The sequence below is a fragment of the Bacillus sp. N13C7 genome (assembly GCF_026790065.1).
Lineage (GTDB): Bacteria > Bacillota > Bacilli > Bacillales > Bacillaceae > Bacillus.
This window is the reverse complement of record NZ_JALAMO010000005.1, coordinates 294,458-320,444: the sequence shown is the minus strand read 5'-3', so window position 1 is coordinate 320,444 and position 25,987 is coordinate 294,458. Positions and strand designations below refer to the sequence as shown.

The window sequence follows — 25,987 nt, the reverse complement described above, 5'->3', positions numbered from 1 at the left end:
ATGGATATGAATCAGTATTTAGATGTCTTTATTGATGAGAGTAAAGAACATTTACAAACATGTAATGAAAAGCTTCTCCTTTTAGAGAAAGACCCGACTGACCTTCAGCTCGTGCATGATATATTCAGGGCTGCCCACACGTTAAAAGGGATGAGCGCAACGATGGGCTATACGGATTTAGCGCATCTCACTCACTTACTTGAAAACGTGCTGGATGCAATTCGAAACGGGGACATGGCAGTTACCTCAGATTGGCTGGATATTTTGTTTGAAGCTCTGGATCACCTGGAAGCAATGGTTCAGTCTATTATTGATGGCGGGGATGGTAAAAGAGATATCTCAGAAGTGAGTGCCAAGCTTGATGTGAATGGTGCGCACGCTGAAATGGCTGCCTCGGCGGAACCTGCAGAAGCACAGAGTTCAGCATCTGATTGGGAATATGACGAATTTGAACGGACTGTCATACAAGAAGCGGAGGAGCAAGGTTTCAAACGTTATGAAATCAAGATTTCTCTTAATGAAAACTGTATGTTAAAAGCAGTTCGTGTCTATATGGTGTTTGAAAAACTTAATGAAGTCGGAGAAGTAGCCAAAACAATTCCAAGTGCAGAAGTGCTTGAAACAGAAGATTTCGGTACTGAATTTCAAGTTTGTTTCTTAACACATCAATCAGCGGAAGAAATTGAGCAATTAATCAATGGCGTGTCAGAAATTGAGCATGTTGAAATCATTCAAGGGGCTCCTTTAACATCAGCTGAAAAGCTGGAAGAATCTAAGCCGGAGGATTCACCAGCAGCTGTACCTGCGAAGCAGGAGAAACAAAAACAGCCTGCTAAAAACGATGAACAGGCGAAGCATACAGCCGGCGGATCTAAAACAATTCGTGTCAACATTGACAGACTTGATTCTTTAATGAACTTATTTGAAGAGCTTGTCATTGACCGAGGGCGTCTCGAGCAGATTGCAAAAGAGCTTGAGCACAATGAACTGACCGAAACGGTTGAACGAATGACGAGAATTTCCGGAGATTTGCAATCAATTATTCTTAATATGAGAATGGTTCCTGTCGAAACCGTTTTTAACCGTTTCCCAAGAATGATTCGCCAGCTTCAAAAAGAGCTGAATAAAAAAATCGAACTCTCGATCATCGGTGCGGAAACTGAATTGGATCGAACAGTGATTGATGAAATCGGAGATCCTCTCGTTCACTTGATCAGAAACAGTATTGATCATGGCATCGAGTCACCGGAAACACGGTTGGAAAAGGGGAAACCGGAATCAGGTAAAGTTGTGCTTAAAGCGTACCACAGCGGCAACCATGTCTTTATCGAAGTCGAGGATGACGGTGCAGGCCTTAATCGCAAAAAAATCCTTGAAAAAGCGCTTGAACGCGGGGTCATTACGGAAAAAGAAGCTGAAACCTTAGGAGACAATGAAATTTACGAGTTAATCTTTGCTCCAGGGTTCTCAACTGCCGATCAAATTTCTGATATCTCCGGCCGCGGTGTCGGACTTGACGTTGTGAAAAATAAACTGGAATCTCTTGGCGGTTCAGTCAGTGTAAAATCTGCAGAAGGCCAAGGTTCACTATTCAGCATCCAGCTTCCGCTCACCTTGTCCATAATTTCAGTTCTGCTGATCAAATTGGAAGAAGAGACATTTGCCATTCCGATTTCTTCTATTATCGAAACGGCAGTTATTGACAGAAAAGACATTTTGCAAACGCATGACCGTGAAGTGATTGACTTTAGAGGGCATATTGTCCCTGTCGTTTATTTAAAAGACGAATTTAAAATAGAGGATACAAAACAAGATGCCGAACAGCTCCATATCATTATCGTGAAAAAAGGCGATAAACCTACTGCATTTGTGGTGGACTCCTTTATTGGCCAGCAGGAAGTTGTGCTGAAATCACTCGGAGATTATTTAACAAACGTCTTTGCAATTTCCGGAGCTACTATTTTAGGAGACGGAGAAGTAGCGCTCATTATTGATTGTAATGCATTGATTATTTAACCATTCGAGGAGGTGTCTCACATGACTGCAGAAATTAAAACAGGCGAAAAAATGATTGTCTTTATGGTAAATGGAAAAGAATATGCCATTTCCGTCACTCAGGTGAAATCAATTGAAAAATGGCAAAAGCCAACGAGAGTGCCTGGCGTCGAACCCTATATTTGCGGGGTAATCAATTTGCGCGGGGTAGTGACTCCGGTTATTGATTTACGAAAGCGCCTGAATTTGCCAGAGTATGAAATTACCGATGAAACACGAATTATCATTATTGCTTATCGTGATACTGAAATCGGCTGGATAGTAGATGAAGCGAATGATGTGATTACCGTACACGAAAGTGAAATCGAATCCGCTCCAGAAAGCATCCAGAAAGATACGGATGTGTCGATCGAACAGATTGTGAAACAAGAGAACAGGCTCTTAAATATTATTGATGCGAACGCGGTTTTGGATAAAGAATCATCTCAGTCCGCTGTGCCCGATCAAGCTTAATCTTAAAGGGGTTATGACATGAGTATTTTTAATGTAATCAAAGAAGAGCAGATGGACATTTTGCGGGAAGTCGGCAATATTGGCGCCGGCCACTCCGCCTCTGCAATGGCCCAGCTGTTAAATAGAAAGATAGATATGGAAGTCCCGTTTGCAAAGCTGTTATCTTTCGATGAGCTTGTCGATTTTTTCGGCGGCGCCGAGATGCCGGTTGCAAGCATCTTTTTAAGAATGGAAGGCGACTTAACGGGCTCGATGTTCTTTATAATGCCTTTTTATCATGCGGAGCAGTTTATCAGAGAGCTGATTGGAAACCCCGATTTTGATATAGAGGACTTAGGCGAAGATCATATGAGCTCATCCGCTTTGCATGAACTGGGCAATATTTTAGCAGGATCATATTTAACGGCATTGGCGGATTTGACGAAACTCCAGCTTTATCCCAGTGTTCCTGAAGTTTCATTAGATATGTTCGGAGCTGTGATCAGCGAAGGGCTGATGGAGCTCAGCCAGGTTGGAGAACACGCTATTGTTGTGGATACGTCAATTTTTGACCAAAGCCATCAGCAGGAGCTGAAAGCGCATATGTTTATGCTGCCGGACTATGATTCATTTGAAAAGCTCTTTGTCGCCTTGGGTGCATCATTATGAGTACAACTGAGGCTGTTGTTGTAAAGGTTGGAATAGCTGACGTAAAAATCGCCCGCTTCCCGGACACCATCCGGACCTCTGGTTTGGGCTCCTGTGTCGGACTGGTGCTTTATGATAAAGATAAGCAAACGGCGGGGCTTGTTCATGTTATGCTGCCTGATTCAACATTATCGAAAACTGCCGAACTCAATCGGGCTAAGTATGCTGACACCGCCGTGAAGACCACGATTGATATGCTGGTAGAAGCAGGATGCCGGAAATTTGCTTTAAAAGCAAAGCTTGCCGGCGGATCAGAGATGTTTAAATTTAAATCGACAAATGATTTGATGAAGATCGGACCGAGAAATGTATTAGCGATAAAGGAACAGCTGTCTTTATATAATATTCCTATTGTTAGTGAAGATACGGGCGGCTCAAGCGGCCGGACGATAGAATTTGAACCGAAGTCCTGCATGCTGCATATTCGAACTGTTAAACAAGGTGAAAAAACGATTTAATTAAGGTATTAGGGGGATAACAATGCAATCCTTGAATTATGAAGATCAGGTGCTTTGGACGCGCTGGAAAGAGTGGAAAGATCCTAAAGCCGGTGACGATTTAATGCGCCGTTACATGCCGCTTGTTACATATCATGTAGGCAGAATTTCTGTCGGGCTGCCGAAATCCGTGCATAAAGACGATCTTATGAGCCTTGGTATGCTTGGTTTATATGATGCCCTTGAAAAATTTGACCCCAGCCGGGACTTAAAATTTGATACCTACGCCTCGTTTAGAATTCGCGGCGCAATCATAGACGGGCTTCGTAAAGAAGATTGGCTGCCCAGAACCTCACGTGAAAAAACAAAGAAGGTTGAAGCAGCAATTGAAAAGCTTGAACAGCGCTATCTTCGGAATGTATCGCCCGCAGAAATCGCAGAGGAACTCGGAATGACGGTACAGGATGTCGTGTCAACAATGAATGAAGGTTTTTTTGCAAATCTGCTGTCAATTGATGAAAAGCTCCATGATCAAGATGACGGTGAAAACATTCAGGTCATGATCAGAGATGACAAAAATGTCCCGCCTGAAGAAAAGATTATGAAGGATGAATTGATTGCACAGCTTGCCGAAAAAATTCACGAACTCTCTGAAAAAGAACAGCTGGTGGTCAGCTTGTTCTACAAAGAGGAATTGACATTGACAGAAATCGGACAAGTATTAAATCTTTCTACGTCCCGCATATCACAAATCCATTCAAAGGCACTATTTAAATTAAGAAATCTGCTGGAAAAAGTAATTCAATAAATGAATTTCATGGTTAGCGAGTGAAAAACATGTCAACACTATTATGGCTTTTAAGCTTTACGCTCCACGGCGTTCTTCTGTACGCTGTCATTATTCTGTATACAAGGCTCGCGGCTGTGAAAGAAACAGAAAAACAGCAAAAGAAGATACTTGAAGAGACAGAGAACACCCTGGCGGCATTTCTTCTTGAATTAAAAGAAGAAAATGAGAAACTGATAGAAAACACCGGTCCCCCTACAAGGCAAGCAAAAGAAGGGACCCAAAAGCCAGACTTTCAGCACTTTGAAAACGATTCAGAGCAGGATGCAGTTCAGGAAGAAGAGCATCTTCCAGAACACATTGAAGATCTGATTACTGAGGTTGAGCGTCAGGAAGAGAGCGTAAACAGTGATGTACCATCATTTGAAGACCAGGTCATAGAATTATATGAGCAGGGATATTCGGCCAGTCAGATAGCTCAAAAGCTGAAGAGCGGAAAGACAGAAATCGAGCTATTTTTAAAATTTCGCTCCAAAGGTGTAAAGGATTCTTGATTGTCGGATAAAGCTGTGTTATATTATGTCTTGGTGTTAAATACACACGCTTAACGATTTATGCAGAGGGTGCTGCAGGCGGCAGTTCTGCACAAAAATGACCTAAGCGGAGGAAAAAAACCATTATATTAGGAGGAAATAACATGTCAGTCATTTCTATGAAGCAATTGCTTGAAGCTGGTGTTCACTTCGGTCACCAAACACGCCGTTGGAACCCAAAAATGAAGCGTTACATTTTCACGGAGCGTAACGGAATCTACATCATCGACCTTCAAAAAACAGTTAAAAAAGTAGAGGAAGCTTACAACTTCACTAAAAATCTTGCTGCTGAAGGCGGAAAAATCCTTTTCGTCGGAACAAAAAAACAAGCTCAAGATTCTGTTAAAGAAGAAGCTCAACGCTCTGGCATGTACTATGTCAACCAACGCTGGTTGGGCGGTACATTAACAAACTTTGAAACAATTCAAAAACGTATTAAACGTCTTAAAGACATTGAAAAAATGCAAGAAAACGGTACGTTTGATGTACTTCCTAAAAAAGAAGTCGTTCAATTGAAAAAAGAATTAGAGCGTCTTGAAAAATTCCTAGGCGGAATTAAAGATATGAAGGATCTTCCTGATGCATTATTCATCATCGATCCTCGCAAAGAGCGCATCGCTGTTGCGGAAGCTCGCAAATTAAACATTCCTATCATCGGTATCGTAGATACTAACTGTGATCCAGATGAAATCGATGTTGTAATCCCAGCGAACGATGACGCTATCCGCGCTGTTAAACTTCTAACTTCTAAAATGGCAGATGCAATCTTAGAAGCGAAGCAAGGCGAAGAAGAAGCGGAAGTTGCTGAAGAAACTGCACCAGAAACAGAAACAACAACTGCGTAACCTATTCAAAAGGTGATAAGAGGGACTGCCTTTTATCACCTTTTTTCAAGAAAATGTGTAATATACATACTCTTGTTTTAACATATAAGGAGGAATACAAATGGCAATTACTGCACAGCAAGTAAAAGAACTGCGTGAAAAAACTGGCGCGGGCATGATGGATTGTAAAAAAGCGTTAACTGAAACTGGCGGAGATATGGACAAAGCAATTGACCTTTTAAGAGAAAAAGGGATTGCGAAAGCAGCGAAAAAAGCTGACCGTATCGCAGCAGAAGGTTCTACTCTTATTAAAACTGACGGCAACAAAGGTGTTATCCTGGAAGTAAACTCTGAAACTGACTTCGTTGCGAAAAACGAAGGCTTCAAAGAGCTTCTTAACACGTTAGCTGACCACCTTCTTGCAAATGCTCCTGCAGATGTTGAAGAAGCGATGGGTCAAAAAATGGAAAACGGTTCTACTGTTGAAGAATACATCACAAGTGCAGTTGCTAAAATTGGTGAGAAAATCACTCTTCGCCGCTTTACAGTTCTTACAAAAGACGACAGCTCTGCATTCGGTGCTTATCTCCACATGGGCGGCCGCATCGGCGTATTAACTGTTCTTAACGGTACAACTGACGAAGAAACTGCGAAAGATATCGCAATGCACGTTGCTGCGGTTAACCCTCGTTACATTTCTCGTGATCAAGTATCTGAAGAAGAAACAAACCACGAGCGTCAAATCTTAACTCAGCAAGCCCTTCAAGAAGGCAAACCTGAAAACATCGTAGCGAAAATGGTTGAAGGCCGTCTGAACAAATTCTTCGAAGAGATTTGCCTTTTAGACCAAGCTTTCGTTAAAAACCCAGATGAAAAAGTAAAACAAGTTGTTGCAGCGAAAAACGCAAATGTTCAAACTTTTGTCCGCTATGAAGTTGGAGAAGGTATCGAAAAACGTCAAGAAAACTTTGCTGAAGAAGTAATGAACCAAGTGAAAAAATAATGGTGAAAAGATTTCGCGGCCAGGTCGCGTCTTTTCAGGCAGTATAGGGGACACACTTTGTGTTCCCTATTTTTAAAACTATATTTACAAACCTTTTTTTCTCTTGCATAATAGAAAACGGCAATGTTTACACTTGGAGGTTATCATGGAAAAACCAAAATACAAACGTATCGTATTAAAGCTTAGCGGGGAAGCATTGGCAGGAGAACAGGGAAACGGAATTAACCCGACTGTCATTCAATCCATTGCAAAGCAAGTGAAAGAAATCGCTGAGCTTGAAGTCGAAGTGGCTGTTGTAGTAGGCGGCGGCAACTTATGGCGCGGAAAAACAGGAAGTGACCTGGGCATGGACCGTGCAACGGCTGACTATATGGGAATGCTGGCGACAGTGATGAATTCGCTTGCGCTTCAAGACAGCTTGGAAACACTCGGAATCCAGTCCAGAGTGCAAACATCCATTGAAATGAGACAAGTTGCTGAACCGTACATAAGAAGAAAAGCGATACGCCACTTAGAGAAAAAACGTGTCGTTATTTTCGCTGCGGGCACAGGAAACCCATATTTCTCAACTGATACGACAGCTGCACTGCGGGCTGCTGAAATTGAAGCAGACGTTATTTTAATGGCTAAAAATAATGTTGACGGTGTGTATAATGCTGATCCTAGAAAAGATGAATCAGCTGTTAAGTATGAGTCACTATCTTATCTTGACGTTCTGAAAGACGGCCTGGAAGTCATGGATTCAACAGCGTCATCTTTATGCATGGACAATGACATTCCGCTTATCGTCTTTTCTATTATGGAAGAAGGAAATATCAAACGTGCCGTTATCGGTGAATCAATCGGAACGATCGTGAGGGGGAAATAACGTGTCAAAAGAAGTATTAACTCAAACAAAAGAAAAAATGGAAAAAGCAATTGCCGCTTATCAGCGCGAATTGGCTACTGTACGTGCAGGCCGAGCAAATCCATCTTTATTAGATAAAGTAACGGTTGAATATTACGGAGCACAGACACCTTTAAATCAGCTGTCTTCTATTAACGTGCCTGAAGCTCGTATGCTGGTCGTTACGCCATACGACAAAACAGCAATCGGCGATATCGAGAAAGCGATTTTAAAAGCTGATTTAGGCCTTACGCCAACTAGTGACGGCAATATGATTCGTATTGCGATTCCGGCATTAACAGAAGAAAGACGGAAAGAATTAGTGAAAGTTGTAAAAAAATATGCTGAAGACGCAAAAGTAGCTGTCCGTAACGTCCGCCGTGATGCTAACGATGATCTCAAAAAACTTGAGAAAAACGGAGACATTACTGAGGATGAACTGCGTGCTTCAACAGAAGACGTTCAAAAACTGACAGATGAATATGTGTCAAAAATTGACAGTGTCACAAAAGACAAAGAAAAAGAAATCATGGAAGTTTAATGAAAAACTATGTACAATAGATAATAGTGAAAAGACCCTCTCATGTTTACAGGGGGTTTTTTTGTTAATACTGTTGATTACATTGGTTATCAGCAGGGAATGCAACCTTTTTGGGTGACGGAGGAATCTCATGCTCAACATACTCAAAAATTGGAAGAATCAGCAAACTGCGGCTTCCAACTTAGAACGTTATACAAAAGAAGACATACTTAAGGGAGAAATTCCTGAACACATCGCCATTATCATGGATGGAAATGGCCGTTGGGCTAAAAAACGCTCTCTTCCCCGAATTGCAGGCCACCATGAAGGGATGAAGGTAGTAAAAAGTACAACAAAGCTTGCGAATGAACTAGGTGTCAAAGTATTGACATTGTATGCATTTTCAACAGAAAACTGGAAGAGGCCGAAAATGGAAGTCGATTTTTTAATGAAGCTTCCGGAAGAATTTTTAAATACGTATCTTCCAGAGCTTGTGGAGGAAAATGTACAGGTTCGGATCATTGGAGATGAAACAGCTTTGCCGGCGCACACATTACGTGCGATTGAAAAGGCTGTACGGGATACGGCGCAAAACGACGGAATGATCCTCAATTTTGCTCTCAATTATGGAGGACGTACTGAAATTGTCACCGCTGCAAAATCACTCGCGGAAAAAGTGAAGGAAGGCTCCTTGAATATTGAAGACATCGATGAATCGCTTTTTTCTAATTATTTAATGACTGAATCTTTGCAGGATCCTGAACTTTTAATTCGAACGAGCGGTGAGATTAGACTGAGTAATTTTATGCTATGGCAGGTTGCCTACAGCGAATTTGTGTTTACTGATGTCTTGTGGCCTGACTTTAAAGAAGATCACTTCTTACAGGCGTTAGGAGAATTTCAGCAGAGGGGCCGGAGGTTTGGCGGAATTTAGAGGATGGTGGACATGAAACAAAGAATTTTGACAGGTGTTCTGGCAGCAATTGTATTTTTATTTTTGGTTATTGTCGGGAATTTGCCGTTCACCATATTAATTTATGCTATGGGCAGTGTAGCGCTTTTTGAACTTTTACGGATGAAAAAGCTGAAGCTGGTTTCACTGCCGGGTTTGATCAGTCTTTTATTATTATGGATGTTCTTATTGCCAAGCCAGTATTCGTTTTTTGAAGCGAACGGCATTTCAAAAATGGAAATTGCTTTGTTCGCGGTACTGCTTTTGCTGACTTACACAGTGTTGGTGAAAAACACCTTTACCTTTGATGAAGTCGGATTTATTACGCTTGCAACAATTTACATCGGAATGTGTTTTCATTATTTTATAGAAATCAGAAATCTTGACCAGTACGGGTTAACATACATTTTTTACGCGTGTGTTGTCATTTGGTCCACTGATTCCGGTGCATATTTTGTCGGGAAATCGATTGGGAAGCGAAAACTGTGGCCTGAAATCAGTCCGAATAAAACAGTGGAAGGATTTGCAGGCGGAATTGTCATCGCACTTATACTCGCGACGATTTTTCAGCTTGTTGTACATCTTCCGGTCCCGTATATCTATCTGCTGTTGATCACGCTGTTTTTATCTGTTTTCGGACAACTTGGGGATTTAGTGGAATCCGCCTTAAAAAGACATTACGATGTTAAGGATTCTGGAAAGATTCTTCCCGGGCATGGCGGTATCTTGGACCGTTTCGACAGTTTCTTGTTTGTCATGCCTTTCTTGTACTTTCTGCTTGCCCTTTTTTCATAAAAAAGTCTAATATGAATATAAGGCTGATCATGCAGCAAAAAGAATAGGAGTAGTGGCACTTTGAAAAATATTTGTCTTTTAGGAGCAACAGGATCAATCGGCGAACAGACACTTGACGTATTGCGTACACATCAAGATCAATTTCAGCTGGTATCTATGTCGTTTGGCAGAAATATTGATAAGGCCGTTCCAATGATAGAGGCCTTTAAGCCGAAGTTTGTCTCTGTCGGTGATCTGGATACATATCATAAATTAAAACAAATGTCTTTCTCTTTTGAATGCCAGATTGGGCTGGGAGAAGAAGGGCTGATAGAAGCAGCAGTGATGGAAGAGGTTGACGTTGTGGTCAACGCCTTACTCGGAAGCGTTGGCCTTATCCCGACGTTAAAGGCAATTGAACAGAAAAAAACAATTGCGCTTGCAAATAAGGAAACTCTTGTCACTGCAGGGCATATAGTAAAAGAACATGCTAAGAAATACGATGTTCCGCTGTTGCCTGTTGACAGTGAGCATTCAGCAATTTTTCAAGCTCTCCAAGGCGAACAGTCTAAAAATATTGAACGCCTCATCATCACGGCGTCCGGCGGAAGCTTTCGGGACAAGACGCGAGAGGAGCTCGAATCAGTAACAGTTGAGGATGCATTAAAACACCCGAATTGGTCAATGGGTGCAAAAATTACAATTGATTCGGCTACAATGATGAATAAGGGATTAGAGGTGATCGAGGCACATTGGCTTTTCGATATACCATATGAACAAATTGATGTGGTTTTACATAAGGAGAGCATCATCCATTCAATGGTTGAGTTTCATGACAAAAGTGTGATCGCGCAGCTTGGCACGCCTGATATGAGGGTTCCAATTCAATATGCGCTCACCTATCCTGACCGGTTGCCTTTACCAGATGCGAAAAGGCTTGAATTATGGGAAATCGGCAGCCTTCATTTTGAGAAAGCTGATTTTGACAGGTTCCGATGCTTACAATTTGCTTTTGAATCAGGTAAAATAGGAGGAACAATGCCGACAGTCTTGAATGCGGCAAATGAAGTAGCTGTCGCTGCCTTTTTAGCTGGCAAGATACCGTTTTTGGCTATTGAAGACTGTATCGAAAAGGCACTATCCCGCCATCAGATTATAAAAAAACCGAGTCTGGCGGACATTCAAGAAGTGGACAAAGATACCCGGGGATACGTCAATTCAATACTCACATAAGGTGGTATGTTCGTGAATACAGTTATAGCGTTTATCATTATTTTCGGAACGCTCGTTTTCTTCCATGAACTGGGCCATTTATTGCTTGCCCAAAGAGCGGGGATTCTCTGCCGTGAATTTGCAATCGGCTTCGGTCCAAAGATTTTTTCTTTCAAAAAAAATGAAACAGTTTATACGATCAGGCTGCTTCCGGTCGGCGGGTTTGTCCGCATGGCCGGCGAAGATCCGGAAATGATTGAGGTGAAACCCGGTTACACGGTCGGCCTTCTGTTTAATAAAGAAGATCAAGTTGAGAAAGTCATCATCAATCAAAAGGAAAAATACCCGGATGCTTTAGTCATTGAAGTGGAAACCGCGGATCTAGAGCATGACATGAAGATCACCGGCTATGAACAAGGGAAAGAGGATGAGCTTTCCAGCTTCACTGTCAGCGAAACTTCTTTTTTCATAGTAGATGGAGAAGAAGTACAGATCGCGCCGTATAATCGCCAATTTGGTTCCAAACCTGTGTGGCAGCGAATTAAAGCGATTGCTGCAGGGCCGATTATGAACTTTATTTTAGCTTACGTCATTTTAGTAATGCTTGGGCTGATTCAAGGCGTACCGTCAAATGAGCCTATGCTCGGGCAGCTGACGGACAATGGACGGGCGGCCGAAGCAGGGCTAAAAGAAGGGGATTACATCCAAAGCATTAACGGAGAGAAAATGAGGTCTTGGACTGACATTGTCTCTGCTGTAAAAGAAAACCCGGAAAAAGAAATGGACGTTGCAGTAAAAAGGGATAACAAAACGCTTCATATTTCAGTGACTCCGGAAGCTGTTAAAGATGAGAACAAAAAAACAATCGGACGCTTCGGTTCCTATGCGCCGACTGAAAAAGGCGTTCTCTCAGCAGTTGCTTACGGTGCGACATCAACAGTTGATGTCACCAAAGCCATTTTAACCAACTTAAGCAAATTGGTGACAGGCCAATTTAAACTTGATATGCTGTCAGGCCCTGTCGGCATATATGATATGACAGACCAAGTGGCAAAAACAGGGTTAGTGAACTTATTCCAGTTTGCGGCGTTTTTAAGCATTAACCTTGGTATTGTCAACCTGCTTCCGATTCCGGCACTAGACGGAGGAAGATTGTTATTTCTATTTATTGAAGCGATTCGGGGCAAACCGATTAACAGAGAAAAAGAAGCATTCGTTGTGTTTATCGGGGTAGCTTTCTTAATGCTTCTTATGCTGGTCGTCACATGGAACGATATCCAGCGGCTGTTCTTGTAAACGAAAAGTAAATCAATCAGAGGTGCGAAGAAATGAGACAAAGTTTGACGCTTATTCCTACGCTCCGTGAAGTTCCAGCTGATGCCGAAGCAAAAAGTCATCAGCTTCTTCTGAGAGCAGGATTTATCAGACAGAATACGAGCGGGGTATACAGCTATATGCCTCTTGCGTATAAGGTGATTCAAAACATTCAGCAGATTGTTCGTGAAGAAATGGAGAAAATTGATGCCGTAGAAATGCTTATGCCCGCATTACAGCAGGCGGAGACATGGCAGGAATCAGGCAGATGGTATACGTATGGCCCTGAACTGATGAGACTGAAAGACCGTCATGGCCGTGAATTTGCTTTAGGGGCAACGCATGAAGAAGTTATCACTTCACTTGTTCGCGATGAGGTTAAATCCTATAAGCGTCTCCCTCTGACACTGTATCAAATTCAGTCTAAGTTCAGAGATGAAAAGCGTCCTCGCTTCGGTTTGTTAAGAGGCCGCGAATTTATAATGAAGGATGCGTATTCTTTTCATGCATCTGAAGAAAGCCTGGATGAAACGTATCAAAAAATGTACGAGGCCTATTCTAATATTTTTGCCCGCTGCGGTATTAATGTAAGGCCTGTTATTGCCGATTCAGGTGCAATGGGAGGAAAGGATACGCACGAGTTTATGGCGCTTTCTGCGATCGGAGAGGATACGATTGCGTATTCTGATGAATCACAGTATGCAGCGAATATCGAAATGGCTGAAGTTCTTTATCAAGAAGTCCCTTCTAATGAAGAGCCTGAAGCTTTAGAAAAGGTCCATACCCCTAACGTGAAAACAATCGAAGAACTGACTGCGTTTTTACAGGTTTCCGCTGAAGACTGCATTAAATCAGTATTGTTTAAAGCAGATGACCGTTTTGTCTTAGTGCTTGTAAGAGGAGATCATGAAGTTAACGATATTAAAGTGAAAAACTTGCTTCAAGCAGAAGTTGTGGAACTTGCTTCACACGAAGAGGTTATTCAGCAGCTTGGAACAGAGCCAGGCTTTGTCGGCCCTGTCGGTGTTAAACAAGAAGTTGAAGTTTATGCCGATCTTGCTGTGAAAGCAATGGTTAATGCTATTGCTGGTGCGAATGAAGGAGATCATCATTATAAAAATGTCAACGTGAACCGTGACGCGCAAATTAAAGAATTTGCTGATCTTCGATTTATTAAAGAAGGTGACCCATCACCAGACGGCAAGGGCACGATCCGTTTTGCGGAAGGAATCGAAGTCGGACAAGTCTTTAAGCTCGGAACACGCTATTCAGAAGCGATGAATGCGACATACTTAGATGAAAACGGACGCGCGCAGCCAATGCTGATGGGCTGTTACGGAATCGGTGTGTCAAGAACGCTGTCTGCTATTGCTGAACAGCATCATGACGAAAAAGGATTAATTTGGCCAAAAAGCGTTGCGCCGTACGATCTTCATATTCTTGCTTTGAACATGAAAAACGATGGGCAAAGAGAGCTAGCAGAAAAGCTGTATGCTGATTTAAAAGCGGAAGGCTATGAAGTGCTCTATGACGATCGTGCTGAGCGCGCCGGCGTAAAATTTGCTGATTCAGATTTAATCGGCCTTCCAATCCGCATCACAGTCGGAAAACGGGCTGACGAGGGAATTGTCGAAGTGAAAATCCGCAAAACAGGTGAGTCAACTGAGATTTCAGTAGACGAATTATCTGCATTTATCAGCAAGCAGTAATCACCATAACGATTTATCAAAAAACATGTTAAAATAGAAATAATAGAAGGTACCTCATTGCCTGAGGTACCTTCACTTATGATGTTTTTAGGGAGGGATACTGTCTGAATGGAACAGTTATCAGTCAACAGAAGGCAGTTTCAAATTCTTCTGCAGCAGATTAATATGACAGATGATACCTTCATGACATACTTTGAAGATGGCGAGATTAAAAAGCTGACGATACACAAAGCCTCTAAGTCTTGGCATTTTCATTTTCAATTTAAATCTTTGCTGCCTTTTCAAATATATGACACATTAACAACGAGGCTGACGCAATCGTTTGCTCACATTGCAAAAGTGACATCTTCAATTGAAGTGCAAGATACAGAGGTCACCGAAAGTCTTGTACAAGACTACTGGTCACGCTGCATTGAAGAACTGCAAGGCATTTCGCCGCCGATTATCAGTCTCTTAAACCAGCAAAAACCGAAACTGAAGGGCAATAAACTGATTGTCAAAACAAAAACAGATACGGAAGCGGCTGCTCTTAAGAACAAATACAGTTCCATGATTCAAGCGGGCTACCGTCAATTTGGTTTCCCGGACCTTCAGCTAGATGCTGAAATATTTATATCCGAGCAAGAAGTTCAAAAGTTTCGGGAACAAAAGCTTGCAGAAGACCAAGAGCGGGCCATGCAGGCGCTGATTGAAATGGAGAAGAAAGATAAAGAAAGTGATGAAGAACAAGCGCCATCAGGCCCTCTTGTTATCGGCTATCAAATTAAAGATAGCGAAGAAATCCGGACACTTGACAGCATCATGGACGAAGAACGGAGAATTACGGTTCAGGGTTATGTATTTGATGTGGAGACCAGAGAGCTGAAAAGCGGACGCACGCTGTGCATCTTCAAAATTACAGACTACACAAATAGTATCTTAATCAAAATGTTTGCACGTGAAAAAGAAGATGCGGCACTGATGAAGTCTCTGAAAAAAGGAATGTGGGTAAAAGCACGCGGAAGCATTCAAAATGACACTTTTGTCAGAGATCTTGTCATGATCGCAAATGACGTTAATGAAATAAAGGCGAAAACCCGTGAGGACACGGCACCAGAAGGAGAAAAAAGAGTGGAATTGCATCTTCATTCCCCAATGAGCCAAATGGATGCTGTTACGGGTATCGGAAAGCTTGTCGAACAGGCGAAAAAATGGGGGCATGAGGCCATCGCTTTGACTGACCATGCTGTCGTCCAATCCTTCCCTGATGCATATTCTGCCGCCAAAAAGCATGGGATTAAAATGATTTACGGGATGGAAGCGAATCTCGTGGATGATGGCGTGCCAATTGCTTATAATGCCGCACATCGTCTGCTCGAAGAAGAAACATATGTTGTTTTTGACGTAGAGACGACGGGGCTGTCTGCTGTATACGATACCATCATTGAGCTGGCTGCAGTAAAAGTAAAAGGCGGAGAAATTATTGATAAATTTGAGGCGTTTGCAAACCCGCATCGTCCGCTTTCCGCCACAATCATAGAGCTGACCGGCATCACTGATGATATGCTTCGCGACGCTCCGGATGTTGTAGATGTAATTAGAGAGTTTAGAGAGTGGGTCGGCGATGATATCCTTGTCGCCCATAATGCAAGCTTTGATATGGGGTTCTTAAATGTAGCCTATAAAAAGCTTCTTGAAGTCGAAAAAGCCAAAAATCCAGTTATTGATACGCTTGAGCTTGGCCGTTTTCTCTATCCGGAATTTAAGAACCACCGGTTGAACACACTTTGTAAAAAGTTTGATATCGAACTCACCCAGCATCACCGTGCAATTTACGATACTGAGGCAACCGCTTATTTGCTTCTGAAAATGCTGAAAGACGCAGCTGAAAAAGGTATTCAGTACCATGATGAGCTGAATGAAAATATGGGTCAGTCCAATGCTTATCAAAGATCAAGACCGTATCATGCAACTTTACTTGCCGTGAACAGCACGGGGCTTAAAAATTTATTTAAGCTTGTGTCACTTTCTCATATTCATTATTTTTACAGAGTGCCTCGCATTCCAAGATCTCAGCTTGAAAAATACAGGGAAGGGCTTCTGATCGGTTCTGCCTGTGACAGGGGAGAGGTTTTTGAGGGAATGATGCAAAAATCGCCTGAAGAGGTGGAAGATATCGCGTCATTCTATGATTACCTTGAGGTTCAGCCGCCAGAAGTGTACCGTCACTTGCTGGAGCTTGAACTGGTCCGCGATGAAAAAGCGCTGAAAGAAATCATTGCGAATATCACGAAACTGGGTGAAAAGCTTAATAAACCGGTTGTAGCCACGGGGAATGTTCATTACTTGAATGATGAGGATAAAATCTACAGAAAGATTTTAATATCCTCACAAGGCGGGGCCAATCCGCTAAACAGGCATGAGCTGCCGAAAGTGCATTTTAGAACGACAGACGAAATGCTTGAAGCTTTTTCTTTCTTAGGCGAAGAAAAAGCGAAGGAGATCGTAGTCACCAATACCCAAAAGGTTGCTTCTTTAGTTGATGACATCAAGCCGATTAAAGATGACTTGTATACACCGAAAATCGAAGGCGCCGATGAAGAGATCAGAGAAATGAGCTATCAGCGCGCAAGAAGCATTTACGGGGAAGAGCTTCCTGAAATTGTCGAAGCGCGGATTGAAAAAGAGTTAAAGAGTATCATTGGCCACGGATTTGCTGTTATTTACTTGATCTCTCACAAACTTGTAAAACGTTCACTAGATGACGGGTATCTCGTTGGTTCCCGTGGTTCCGTAGGATCTTCATTAGTTGCGACGCTTACTGAGATTACTGAGGTAAACCCGCTGCCGCCGCACTATGTTTGTCCAGAGTGCCAGCATTCTGAGTTCTTTAATGACGGTTCTGTCGGTTCCGGTTTTGACCTGCCTGATAAGACATGCCCTCATTGCGGAACGGCTTTGAAAAAAGACGGCCACGATATCCCGTTTGAAACGTTCTTAGGATTTAAAGGGGACAAAGTACCTGATATTGATTTGAACTTCTCAGGGGAATATCAGCCGCAGGCACACAATTACACAAAAGTATTGTTCGGGGAAGACAATGTGTATCGTGCAGGAACAATAGGCACAGTCGCAGAAAAAACTGCTTACGGTTATGTAAAAGGCTATGCCGGAGACAATAACCTTCACATGCGCGGGGCCGAAGTTGATCGGCTTGTACAGGGATGTACAGGTGTTAAACGCACGACTGGTCAGCACCCTGGGGGGATTATCGTAGTTCCGGATTATATGGATATTTATGATTTTTCACCGATACAGTTCCCGGCAGATGCCACGGGTTCAGAATGGAAAACGACTCATTTTGATTTCCACTCCATCCATGATAACCTGTTAAAACTCGATATTCTCGGACACGATGACCCGACCGTCATTCGGATGCTTCAAGACTTAAGCGGAATTGACCCGAAAACGATTCCAACGGATGATCCGGAAGTAATGAAGATCTTCCAGGGAACCGAATCACTCGGTGTGACAGAAGAGCAGATCGGCTGCAAAACGGGCACCCTTGGAATTCCTGAATTCGGAACCCGGTTTGTCCGTCAGATGCTTGAAGATACAAAGCCGACAACGTTTTCCGAGCTCGTTCAGATTTCAGGCTTGTCTCACGGAACTGATGTATGGCTCGGCAATGCGCAAGAGCTCATCCACAATAATATTTGTGAGCTGAGTGAGGTTATCGGCTGCCGTGATGACATTATGGTTTATTTAATCTATCAAGGCCTTGAGCCGTCCCTTGCCTTTAAAATCATGGAATTTGTGCGTAAAGGAAAAGGGCTGACGCCTGAATGGGAAGAAGAAATGAAAAATAACAATGTCCCAGACTGGTATATTGATTCTTGTAAAAAGATTAAATACATGTTCCCGAAAGCCCACGCCGCAGCTTATGTATTAATGGCTGTCCGCATTGCTTACTTTAAAGTGCATCACGCGCTATTATATTATGCGGCTTATTTTACAGTTCGCGCAGACGACTTTGATATCGATACAATGATTAAGGGTTCTACAGCTATCAAAGCAGTAATGGAGGATATTAACTCTAAAGGGCTTGACGCTTCACCGAAGGAAAAAAACCTTCTCACTGTTTTAGAGTTAGCGCTTGAAATGTGTGAGAGAGGCTATTCATTCCAAAAAGTCGATTTATACCGCTCCAGCGCTACAGAGTTTATTATTGACGGCAACAGTCTTATCCCGCCGTTTAACTCCATACCTGGATTAGGAACGAACGCTGCATTGAACATTGTAAAGGCTCGTGAAGAAGGCGAATTCCTCTCAAAAGAAGATTTGCAAAAGAGAGGGAAAGTGTCGAAAACGATTTTAGAGTATCTAGATCGTCACGGCTGTCTGGAATCACTGCCTGATCAAAACCAATTGTCACTGTTCTAACAAGGAAAGCAGAATTTCTCCTGGAAATTCTGCTTCTATGCATACATAAGCGAAAAAAGTGCCATCGTAACATTAGAGTTTCTGTCATTTGCTTAGGTATGAAGGTAAGCGTATATCCATTTGCAATAAAAATATGGTTATGGTATAGTTTTATTGGAAATGCTAACGATTACCGAGGCAAAGAGTGGGGAAACCCGCTCTTTTGTATTGAACAAGAGAATTTTGTCTCGACATGTTCATCGTTTACTTTTTAGCCCCTGCTCTTTTGAAGCAGGGTTTTTATGCAGAGTGACGAGACGAATATGAGATCGACAGCACAAGGAGGAAGAACATGAGCAAAAAAGTGACTGACACCGTTCAAGAAATGGCTCAGCCAATCGTAGACAGCCTTCAGCTGGAACTCGTTGACATTGAATTTGTCAAAGAGGGTCAAAGCTGGTTCCTTCGCGTGTTTATTGATTCCGATGACGGTGTGGATATTGAGGAATGTGCCAAAGTAAGCGAAGCTTTAAGCGAAAAGCTTGATGAGGTAGACCCAATCAGCCAAAATTACTTTCTTGAAGTCTCATCTCCAGGAGCTGAGCGTCCGCTAAAGAAAAAAGCCGATTTCGAAAAATCACTAGGAAAAAACGTGTACATTAAGACGTATGAGCCTATTGAAGGCGTGAAAGTGTTTGAAGGTGAACTGGCTGAATTTGATGGACAAACAGTGACAGTTGAGATCACGATCAAAACAAGAAAGAAACGGATCAATATTCCGTATGACAAGATAGCTAATGCAAGATTAGCTGTTACATTCTAATGAATACAAATGTTTTAAGGGGGGAGACCGTTAAATGAGCAGTGAATTATTAGATGCTCTCACGATTCTTGAAAAAGAAAAAGGCATCAGTAAAGAAATTATCATTGAAGCAATCGAAGCTGCGTTAATTTCTGCTTATAAGCGGAATTTTAATCAAGCGCAAAATGTACGGGTGGATTTAAACCGTGAAACTGGCTCCATCCGTGTATTTGCAAGAAAAGATGTCGTTGACGAAGTATACGACCAAAGACTAGAGATCTCTATTGAAGAGGCGCAGGGCATCCACCCGGAATATATGGTCGGCGACGTCGTCGAAATCGAAGTAACACCTAAGGATTTCGGGCGTATAGCTGCTCAAACAGCGAAGCAGGTCGTTACACAGCGTGTGCGCGAAGCTGAGCGCGGTGTGATTTATTCTGAATTTATCGACCGTGAAGAAGACATCATGACAGGTATCGTCCAGCGTCTGGACAATAAGTTTATTTACGTGTCTTTAGGAAAAATAGAAGCCTTGCTGCCTGTTAATGAGCAAATGCCAAATGAAACCTACAAGCCTCATGACCGCATTAAGGTATATATCACAAAAGTAGAGAAAACGACGAAGGGCCCGCAGATTTATGTGTCAAGAACACATCCAGGCCTGTTAAAGCGTTTGTTTGAAATTGAAGTGCCTGAAATTTATGATGGAACTGTCGAGCTGAAATCTGTTGCCAGAGAAGCCGGCGACCGTTCAAAAATTTCTGTCCGCACCGATGATCCTGACGTGGACCCTGTCGGCTCATGCGTAGGCCCTAAAGGCCAGCGTGTTCAGGCGATCGTCAATGAATTAAAAGGTGAAAAAATTGACATTGTCAACTGGTCCAGTGATCCTGTAGAATTTGTCGCGAATGCACTCAGCCCTTCGAAAGTGCTGGATGTCATCGTAAATGAAGAAGAAAAAGCGACAACTGTTATTGTTCCTGATTACCAGCTGTCTCTGGCGATTGGCAAAAGAGGACAAAACGCACGCTTAGCTGCTAAACTGACAGGCTGGAAGATTGATATTAAGAGCGAAACGGACGCGAGAGAACTTGGAATCTATCCGAGAGAACTTGAAGAAGAAGACGATGAGCCGCTCTTTACGGAGCCTGAAACTGCTGAATCGGATGAATAAGAGGTGACCTTAGGTGAATAAACACAAGAAGATCCCGTTACGCAAATGTGTAGTGACTGGTGAAATGAAGCCTAAAAAGGAACTGATCCGAGTTGTACGTTCGAAAGAAGGCGAAATCTCAGTAGACCCGACCGGAAAAAAGAACGGACGGGGTGCTTATTTAACGCTTGATAAAGAGTGCATCTTAGCAGCAAAAAAGAAAAACACTTTGCAAAATCAATTTCAATCACAAATCGATGACCAGATTTTCGAAGAATTGCTGGAGCTGGCGGAAAAGGTGAAAAAATAAAATGTCTGGAATGGAATGGTTTCCCTTGCTGGGTCTGGCCAATCGAGCTCGTAAGGTCGTGTCAGGCGAGGACTTGGTAATTAAAGAAATCAGGAATGCGCGTGCAAAGCTTGTCCTGCTTACAGAGGATGCATCTTCTAACACAGCGAAAAAAGTAACTGACAAGTGCAATTATTATAAAGTCCCTTATAAAAAAGTCGAGAGTCGCGCGGTTCTTGGACGCTCTATCGGTAAAGAAGCCCGTGTCGTTGTCGCCGTCACTGACCAAGGTTTTGCGAATAAGCTGATCAGCTTGCTCGATTAATATTTTTGGGGGTGAACGAATGGCTAAAATGAGAGTATACGAATATGCAAAAGCGTTAAATGTTTCAAGTAAGGAAATTTTGACCGCACTGAAAAACATGGATTTAGAAGTGAATAATCACATGGCCATGCTTGAAGAAAAGGCCATTAAACAGCTTGATGCCAAATATAAAAAAGGCGGCGCAGCCGCTAAATCTCAAAAGCCTGCAGAAACGAACAAAAACAAACAGCCGCAAGGGATTAATCAGCAATCAGCTGGAAATCAACCAAATAAAATTCGAGACGGAAAGAAGAATGACGTGCAGAATAATCAATTTAACAAAAACAAGAAAAATAACAACAACAAAAAAAATAAACGCAACAACAACAATAAAAACCAATATCAGCAAAAGCCTGTAAAGCCGAAAAAAGAGCTTCCTGAGAAAATTACGTTCTCCGGTACTTTAACTGTCGGTGCACTGGCTGAAGAGCTTGGCAAAGAGCCTTCAGAAATTATTAAAAAGCTGATGCTTCTTGGTGTAATGGCTACCATTAACCAAGAGCTTGATAAGGACACAATTGAACTCATTGCATCAGAATATGGTGTAGAAACAGAAGAAGTTATTGTGCTTGAGGAAACAGAATTGGAGAAATACGAAGAGCCTGATAATGAAGAGGATCTTGAAATTCGTCCTCCTGTCGTGACGATCATGGGTCACGTTGACCATGGGAAAACGACGCTTCTTGACAGCATCCGTAAAACGAAGGTTGTTGAAGGAGAAGCAGGCGGAATCACTCAGCATATCGGTGCTTACCAAATTGAAGAGAACGGCAAAAAAATTACGTTCTTGGATACTCCGGGACACGCCGCATTTACAACAATGCGTGCACGCGGTGCAGAAGTAACTGATATTACAATTCTCGTTGTAGCTGCCGATGACGGTGTAATGCCGCAAACAGTAGAAGCGATTAACCATGCAAAAGCAGCTGAGGTTCCAATTATCGTTGCTGTGAATAAAATTGATAAAGAATCCGCAAATCCTGACCGTGTAATGCAAGAACTGACGGAATACGGACTTGTCCCTGAAGCCTGGGGCGGAGAAACGATTTTTGTGCCTCTTTCCGCTTTAACTGGAAAAGGCATTGATGAACTCGTTGAAATGATTTTGCTTGTCAGTGAGGTAGAGGAACTGAAGGCGAATCCGAACCGTCAGGCAAAAGGAACCGTTATTGAAGCAGAACTTGATAAAGGCAGAGGATCAGTTGCGACATTGCTCGTACAGACTGGAACACTGCATGTCGGAGATCCGATCGTAGTCGGCAATACTTTTGGCCGTGTCCGTGCAATGGTCAACGACATTGGACGCCGCGTGAAAACTGCCGGCCCGTCAACTCCGGTTGAAATTACCGGTCTGAACGATGTCCCTCAAGCGGGAGACCAATTCCTTGTCTTTAAAGATGAAAAAACAGCACGTTCTGTCGGGGAAGCACGTGCTGCGAAACAGCTTGAAGAGCAGCGCAGTGATAAAGCGAAGCTCAGTCTTGATGACTTATTCGAGCAAATTAAACAAGGTGATGTAAAAGACATCAACCTCATCGTAAAAGCTGACGTTCAAGGATCTGCTGAAGCTTTAACGGCTGCACTTCAGAAAATTGAAGTGGAAGGCGTTAAAGTGAAAATCATCCATACCGGCGTTGGCGCGATTACTGAATCTGACATTATCTTGGCATCTGCTTCCAATGCAATAGTTATTGGGTTTAATGTGAGACCGGACGGAAATGCTAAGAGTACGGCTGAAGCTGAAAATGTAGATATTCGTCTTCACCGTATCATTTACAAAGTAATTGACGAGATTGAAGCTGCCATGAAAGGTATGCTAGATCCTGAATATGAAGAAAAAGTAATTGGTCAAGTAGAAGTGCGCCAAACATTCAAAGTATCTAAAATTGGTACAATTGCCGGCGGATATGTTACTGAAGGAACTATTACGCGCGACAGCGGTCTCCGTTTAATTCGTGACGGCGTCGTCATCTTCGAAGGCGAAGTAGACGTTCTGAAACGCTTTAAAGATGATGTGAAAGAAGTTTCACAAGGCTATGAATGTGGTATTACAATTAAGAAATACAATGACATTCGTGAAGGTGACATCCTTGAAGCGTTTGTCATGCAGGAAATTGAAAGAACGTGATCGGATTTGCGGAGTGTGAATGCATCATTTATGATGCGGGATCACTAAAAGAAAAGCGTGCCGTTCTGAAGCGGATCTTAACCAGGGTTCAAAATAAGTTCAATGTTTCGATTTCGGAGATTGGCTATCAGGACACTTGGCAAAGAACCAGCTTCGGAATCGCCGCTGTTTCTTCCTCTCGCGTTCAAACAGAAAAAGAGCTGCAGCGTGTTTTGGCGTTTATCGACTCTTTTCCTGAAATTGAACGGACGATCACTAGAACAGAGTGGTTTTAACTTAGAGGTGATTGAATTGAGTATGAGAGCAAACCGTGTCGGCGAGCAAATGAAAAAAGAACTCGGTGATATTATCAGCCGCAAGCTGAAGGACCCGAGAATTGGTTTTCTGACAGTAACGGATGTACGTGTATCAGGTGATTTACAAATTGCAAAGGTGTATATCTCGGTTCTCGGTGACGAGAAAAAACGGGAGGAAGCGCTGAAAGGGCTGGCAAAGGCGAAAGGATTTATCCGTTCTGAAATCGGCAGCCGCATCAGACTTCGAAAAACGCCTGAAATTGAATTTGAGTTCGATGAATCAATCGATTACGGAAATCGTATCGAAACACTGATTCACGAATTACATTCAGAGAAACCATCTGAATAAAAATGGAGAGGATAGGCGTATATCGTCTGTCCTCTTTTCTGCGTTTTTAGAGAAAAAAGCTTAAAAGAAGGAGTGAAAGACAAATGGTTAACGGAGTTCTCCTTTTACATAAACCTGTTGGCATGACATCGCACGACTGTGTCATGAAGATCCGAAAACTGTTAAAAACAAAAAAAGTAGGACATACGGGAACGCTCGATCCTGAAGTGTCAGGGGTGCTTCCGATTTGTGTAGGAAGGGCCACAAAAATTGTCGAATACTTAACTGAAAAGTCAAAAACGTATGATGCGGAAATAACGCTTGGCTTTTCAACCACAACAGAGGATCAGACTGGCGAAACGGTTGAAAGAAAGCCTGTCAAACAAGACATTGATAAAACGGAAGTAGAAAAGGTGTTAAACAGTTTAAAGGGAAAACAAGAACAAATTCCTCCTATGTATTCCGCTGTAAAAGTAAATGGCAAAAAATTATACGAGTACGCCAGAGCAGGGATTGAAGTAGAACGTCCAAAACGTATGATTACCATTGAAGACATTGAGCTGACGACAGGGATTAAGCATAGCGAAGAAACAGCGAGTTTCCGGTTTACAGTGACATGCTCAAAAGGCACCTATGTAAGGACGCTGGCGGTCATGATTGGAGAAAAGCTTGGATATCCGGCTCATATGTCTCATTTAATCCGGACGGCATCCGGAGATTTTTCCCTCGACGAATGCTTTACCTTCGATGAACTGGAAGCACAAGCCCAATCCGGAACCGTGGAAGAGCATACAGTTCCTATTGAACGTGCGCTCAATCATTTGCCGAAATGGATCATAAGTGATACATTAGCTAAGAAAGTAGAAAATGGGGCTTTGCTTGAGACGCCCGAGCAGTTTTCTGAGATGACAAGTGAAGACCGAATTGCCGTCTTTACTGAATCCGGAACCTGTTTGGCGATCTATTTCCCCCATCCTGCAAAAAAAGGGCTGTTAAAGCCGGCAAAAGTATTGATGCAAAAAAGCGAACAATAGAAAAAAGGTGACCGTTCTGTGAAGACGATACATATTACACATCCTCATCATTTAATAAAAGAGGAGCAAGCAAAATCAGTGATGGCGTTAGGCTATTTTGACGGCGTTCATCTCGGGCATCAAAAGGTAATCGGCACAGCGAAGCAAATAGCCGAAGAAAAAGGCCTGGCACTTGCTGTAATGACCTTTCATCCCCATCCTTCTCACGTTTTAGGAAGGGATAAGGAGCCGAAGGATCTGATTACGCCTCTTGAAGACAAAATAAACCAAATTGAACAATTAGGCACAGAGATTCTGTATGTCGTTAAATTTAATGAAGTGTTTGCTTCTCTTTCTCCTAAGCAGTTTATCGACCAGTATATCATCGGCCTTAATGTGCAGCACGCAGTGGCAGGCTTTGACTTTACGTATGGCAAATACGGCAAGGGAACCATGGAGACCATGCCGGATGATTTAGACGGAAGAGCTGAGTGCACAATGGTAGAAAAATTAACGGAGCAGGATAAAAAAATCAGTTCTTCGTATATCCGTACCGCGCTTCAAAACGGTGATGTGGAATTGGCGAAAGTCCTGCTTGGACAGCCTTATTTTATAAAAGGAATTGTCATTCACGGTGATAAAAGAGGGCGGACCATCGGGTTTCCGACAGCCAATATCGGTTTAAATAACAGCTATATCGTTCCTCCGACGGGTGTATATGCCGTAAAAGCGGAAGTGAACGGCGAAGTCTATAATGGCGTTTGCAATATCGGCTATAAGCCGACGTTCTATGAAAAACGTCCGGAGCAGCCTTCAATTGAGGTTAATCTGTTTGATTTTGATCAGGATGTATACGGAGCCGCTATAAAAATTGAATGGTATAAACGGATTCGGAGCGAGCGGAAATTCAATGGCATCAAAGAATTAACAGAGCAAATTGAGAAAGATAAGCAGGAAGCCATTCGTTATTTCAGCAATTTGCGGAAATAACATGCAACGCACACAAA

Annotated in this window: 25 protein-coding genes; all 25 read left to right on the top strand. The window is 42.6% G+C overall.

The features are described 5' to 3' along the window. The 25 genes from cheA (at position 1) to ribF (ending at position 25,970) form a co-directional block, all read left to right on the top strand. A complete protein-coding gene (gene cheA, locus MOB98_RS06455) occupies positions 1-2,016 on the top strand; it encodes a chemotaxis protein CheA (RefSeq protein ID WP_268362135.1) in 2,016 nt (671 codons plus the stop codon). Between the two features lie 21 nt (positions 2,017-2,037). After that, positions 2,038-2,508, top strand: a complete 471-nt coding sequence (cheW, locus tag MOB98_RS06450) for a chemotaxis protein CheW (protein ID WP_014113806.1) — start codon at positions 2,038-2,040, stop codon at positions 2,506-2,508. Positions 2,509-2,526: 18 nt separating this feature from the next. Continuing rightward, a complete protein-coding gene (gene cheC, locus MOB98_RS06445) occupies positions 2,527-3,156 on the top strand; it encodes a CheY-P phosphatase CheC (RefSeq protein WP_268362137.1) in 630 nt (209 codons plus the stop codon). Beyond that, a complete protein-coding gene (cheD, locus tag MOB98_RS06440; protein ID WP_268362140.1) occupies positions 3,153-3,653 on the top strand; it encodes a chemoreceptor glutamine deamidase CheD in 501 nt (166 codons plus the stop codon). Before cheC ends, cheD begins: the two co-directional genes overlap by 4 nt. A gap of 22 nt (positions 3,654-3,675) precedes the next feature. Continuing rightward, positions 3,676-4,440 carry an RNA polymerase sigma-28 factor SigD gene (gene sigD, locus MOB98_RS06435; RefSeq protein WP_268362143.1) on the top strand — a complete coding sequence of 255 codons (765 nt, stop codon included), beginning with the start codon at positions 3,676-3,678 and terminating at the stop codon, positions 4,438-4,440. Between the two features lie 29 nt (positions 4,441-4,469). After that, positions 4,470-4,973 carry a DUF6115 domain-containing protein gene (locus MOB98_RS06430; RefSeq protein WP_268362145.1) on the top strand — a complete coding sequence of 168 codons (504 nt, stop codon included), beginning with the start codon at positions 4,470-4,472 and terminating at the stop codon, positions 4,971-4,973. Between the two features lie 143 nt (positions 4,974-5,116). Continuing rightward, entirely contained in the window at positions 5,117-5,857 is a 741-nt protein-coding gene (gene rpsB / locus MOB98_RS06425) for a 30S ribosomal protein S2 (RefSeq protein ID WP_003220918.1), read from the top strand. A gap of 100 nt (positions 5,858-5,957) precedes the next feature. After that, a complete protein-coding gene (gene tsf, locus MOB98_RS06420) occupies positions 5,958-6,839 on the top strand; it encodes a translation elongation factor Ts (protein ID WP_268362148.1) in 882 nt (293 codons plus the stop codon). 145 nt (positions 6,840-6,984) lie between these two features. Further along, complete coding sequence (gene pyrH / locus MOB98_RS06415) at positions 6,985-7,707, top strand: UMP kinase (RefSeq protein WP_003220923.1); 723 nt, start codon at positions 6,985-6,987, stop codon at positions 7,705-7,707. 1 nt (position 7,708) lies between these two features. Then, positions 7,709-8,266 (top strand): ribosome recycling factor, encoded by a 558-nt coding sequence (frr, locus tag MOB98_RS06410; RefSeq protein ID WP_268362150.1) that lies wholly within the window; start codon positions 7,709-7,711, stop codon positions 8,264-8,266. 130 nt (positions 8,267-8,396) lie between these two features. Next, a complete protein-coding gene (locus MOB98_RS06405) occupies positions 8,397-9,179 on the top strand; it encodes an isoprenyl transferase (RefSeq protein ID WP_268362152.1) in 783 nt (260 codons plus the stop codon). Positions 9,180-9,182: 3 nt separating this feature from the next. Continuing rightward, positions 9,183-9,992, top strand: a complete 810-nt coding sequence (gene cdsA, locus MOB98_RS06400; protein WP_268362154.1) for a phosphatidate cytidylyltransferase — start codon at positions 9,183-9,185, stop codon at positions 9,990-9,992. Between the two features lie 60 nt (positions 9,993-10,052). After that, a complete protein-coding gene (gene dxr, locus MOB98_RS06395; RefSeq protein WP_268362155.1) occupies positions 10,053-11,204 on the top strand; it encodes a 1-deoxy-D-xylulose-5-phosphate reductoisomerase in 1,152 nt (383 codons plus the stop codon). Between the two features lie 6 nt (positions 11,205-11,210). Continuing rightward, on the top strand, positions 11,211-12,479 hold the full coding sequence (rseP, locus tag MOB98_RS06390; protein ID WP_268362157.1) for an RIP metalloprotease RseP: 1,269 nt from the start codon (positions 11,211-11,213) through the stop codon (positions 12,477-12,479). Positions 12,480-12,511: 32 nt separating this feature from the next. Further along, positions 12,512-14,206: a proline--tRNA ligase gene (gene proS / locus MOB98_RS06385; RefSeq protein WP_268367015.1), complete on the top strand. Its 1,695-nt coding sequence runs from the start codon at positions 12,512-12,514 to the stop codon at positions 14,204-14,206. Positions 14,207-14,314: 108 nt separating this feature from the next. After that, a complete protein-coding gene (locus MOB98_RS06380) occupies positions 14,315-18,628 on the top strand; it encodes a PolC-type DNA polymerase III (protein ID WP_268367014.1) in 4,314 nt (1,437 codons plus the stop codon). Between the two features lie 331 nt (positions 18,629-18,959). Next, the gene (gene rimP, locus MOB98_RS06375; protein WP_268358440.1) at positions 18,960-19,430 is read left to right on the top strand and encodes a ribosome maturation factor RimP; all 471 of its coding nucleotides are present in this window, start codon (positions 18,960-18,962) and stop codon (positions 19,428-19,430) included. Positions 19,431-19,464: 34 nt separating this feature from the next. Further along, positions 19,465-20,583 carry a transcription termination factor NusA gene (nusA, locus tag MOB98_RS06370; RefSeq protein WP_268358439.1) on the top strand — a complete coding sequence of 373 codons (1,119 nt, stop codon included), beginning with the start codon at positions 19,465-19,467 and terminating at the stop codon, positions 20,581-20,583. A 13-nt stretch (positions 20,584-20,596) separates the two neighbouring features. Beyond that, entirely contained in the window at positions 20,597-20,872 is a 276-nt protein-coding gene (rulR, locus tag MOB98_RS06365; RefSeq protein WP_010334283.1) for a glucose-induced regulator RulR, read from the top strand. Between the two features lies 1 nt (position 20,873). After that, the gene (locus MOB98_RS06360; RefSeq protein ID WP_003220946.1) at positions 20,874-21,176 is read left to right on the top strand and encodes a YlxQ family RNA-binding protein; all 303 of its coding nucleotides are present in this window, start codon (positions 20,874-20,876) and stop codon (positions 21,174-21,176) included. A 19-nt stretch (positions 21,177-21,195) separates the two neighbouring features. Then, a complete protein-coding gene (gene infB, locus MOB98_RS06355; RefSeq protein WP_268358438.1) occupies positions 21,196-23,343 on the top strand; it encodes a translation initiation factor IF-2 in 2,148 nt (715 codons plus the stop codon). Then, positions 23,340-23,618, top strand: a complete 279-nt coding sequence (locus MOB98_RS06350) for a DUF503 domain-containing protein (RefSeq protein WP_003220950.1) — start codon at positions 23,340-23,342, stop codon at positions 23,616-23,618. Before infB ends, MOB98_RS06350 begins: the two co-directional genes overlap by 4 nt. A gap of 16 nt (positions 23,619-23,634) precedes the next feature. Further along, on the top strand, positions 23,635-23,988 hold the full coding sequence (gene rbfA, locus MOB98_RS06345) for a 30S ribosome-binding factor RbfA (protein ID WP_009967251.1): 354 nt from the start codon (positions 23,635-23,637) through the stop codon (positions 23,986-23,988). An 83-nt stretch (positions 23,989-24,071) separates the two neighbouring features. After that, complete coding sequence (truB, locus tag MOB98_RS06340) at positions 24,072-25,001, top strand: tRNA pseudouridine(55) synthase TruB (RefSeq protein WP_268358436.1); 930 nt, start codon at positions 24,072-24,074, stop codon at positions 24,999-25,001. Positions 25,002-25,019: 18 nt separating this feature from the next. Then, positions 25,020-25,970, top strand: a complete 951-nt coding sequence (gene ribF / locus MOB98_RS06335; RefSeq protein WP_268358435.1) for a bifunctional riboflavin kinase/FAD synthetase — start codon at positions 25,020-25,022, stop codon at positions 25,968-25,970. The last annotated feature ends 17 nt before the right edge of the window (positions 25,971-25,987 follow it).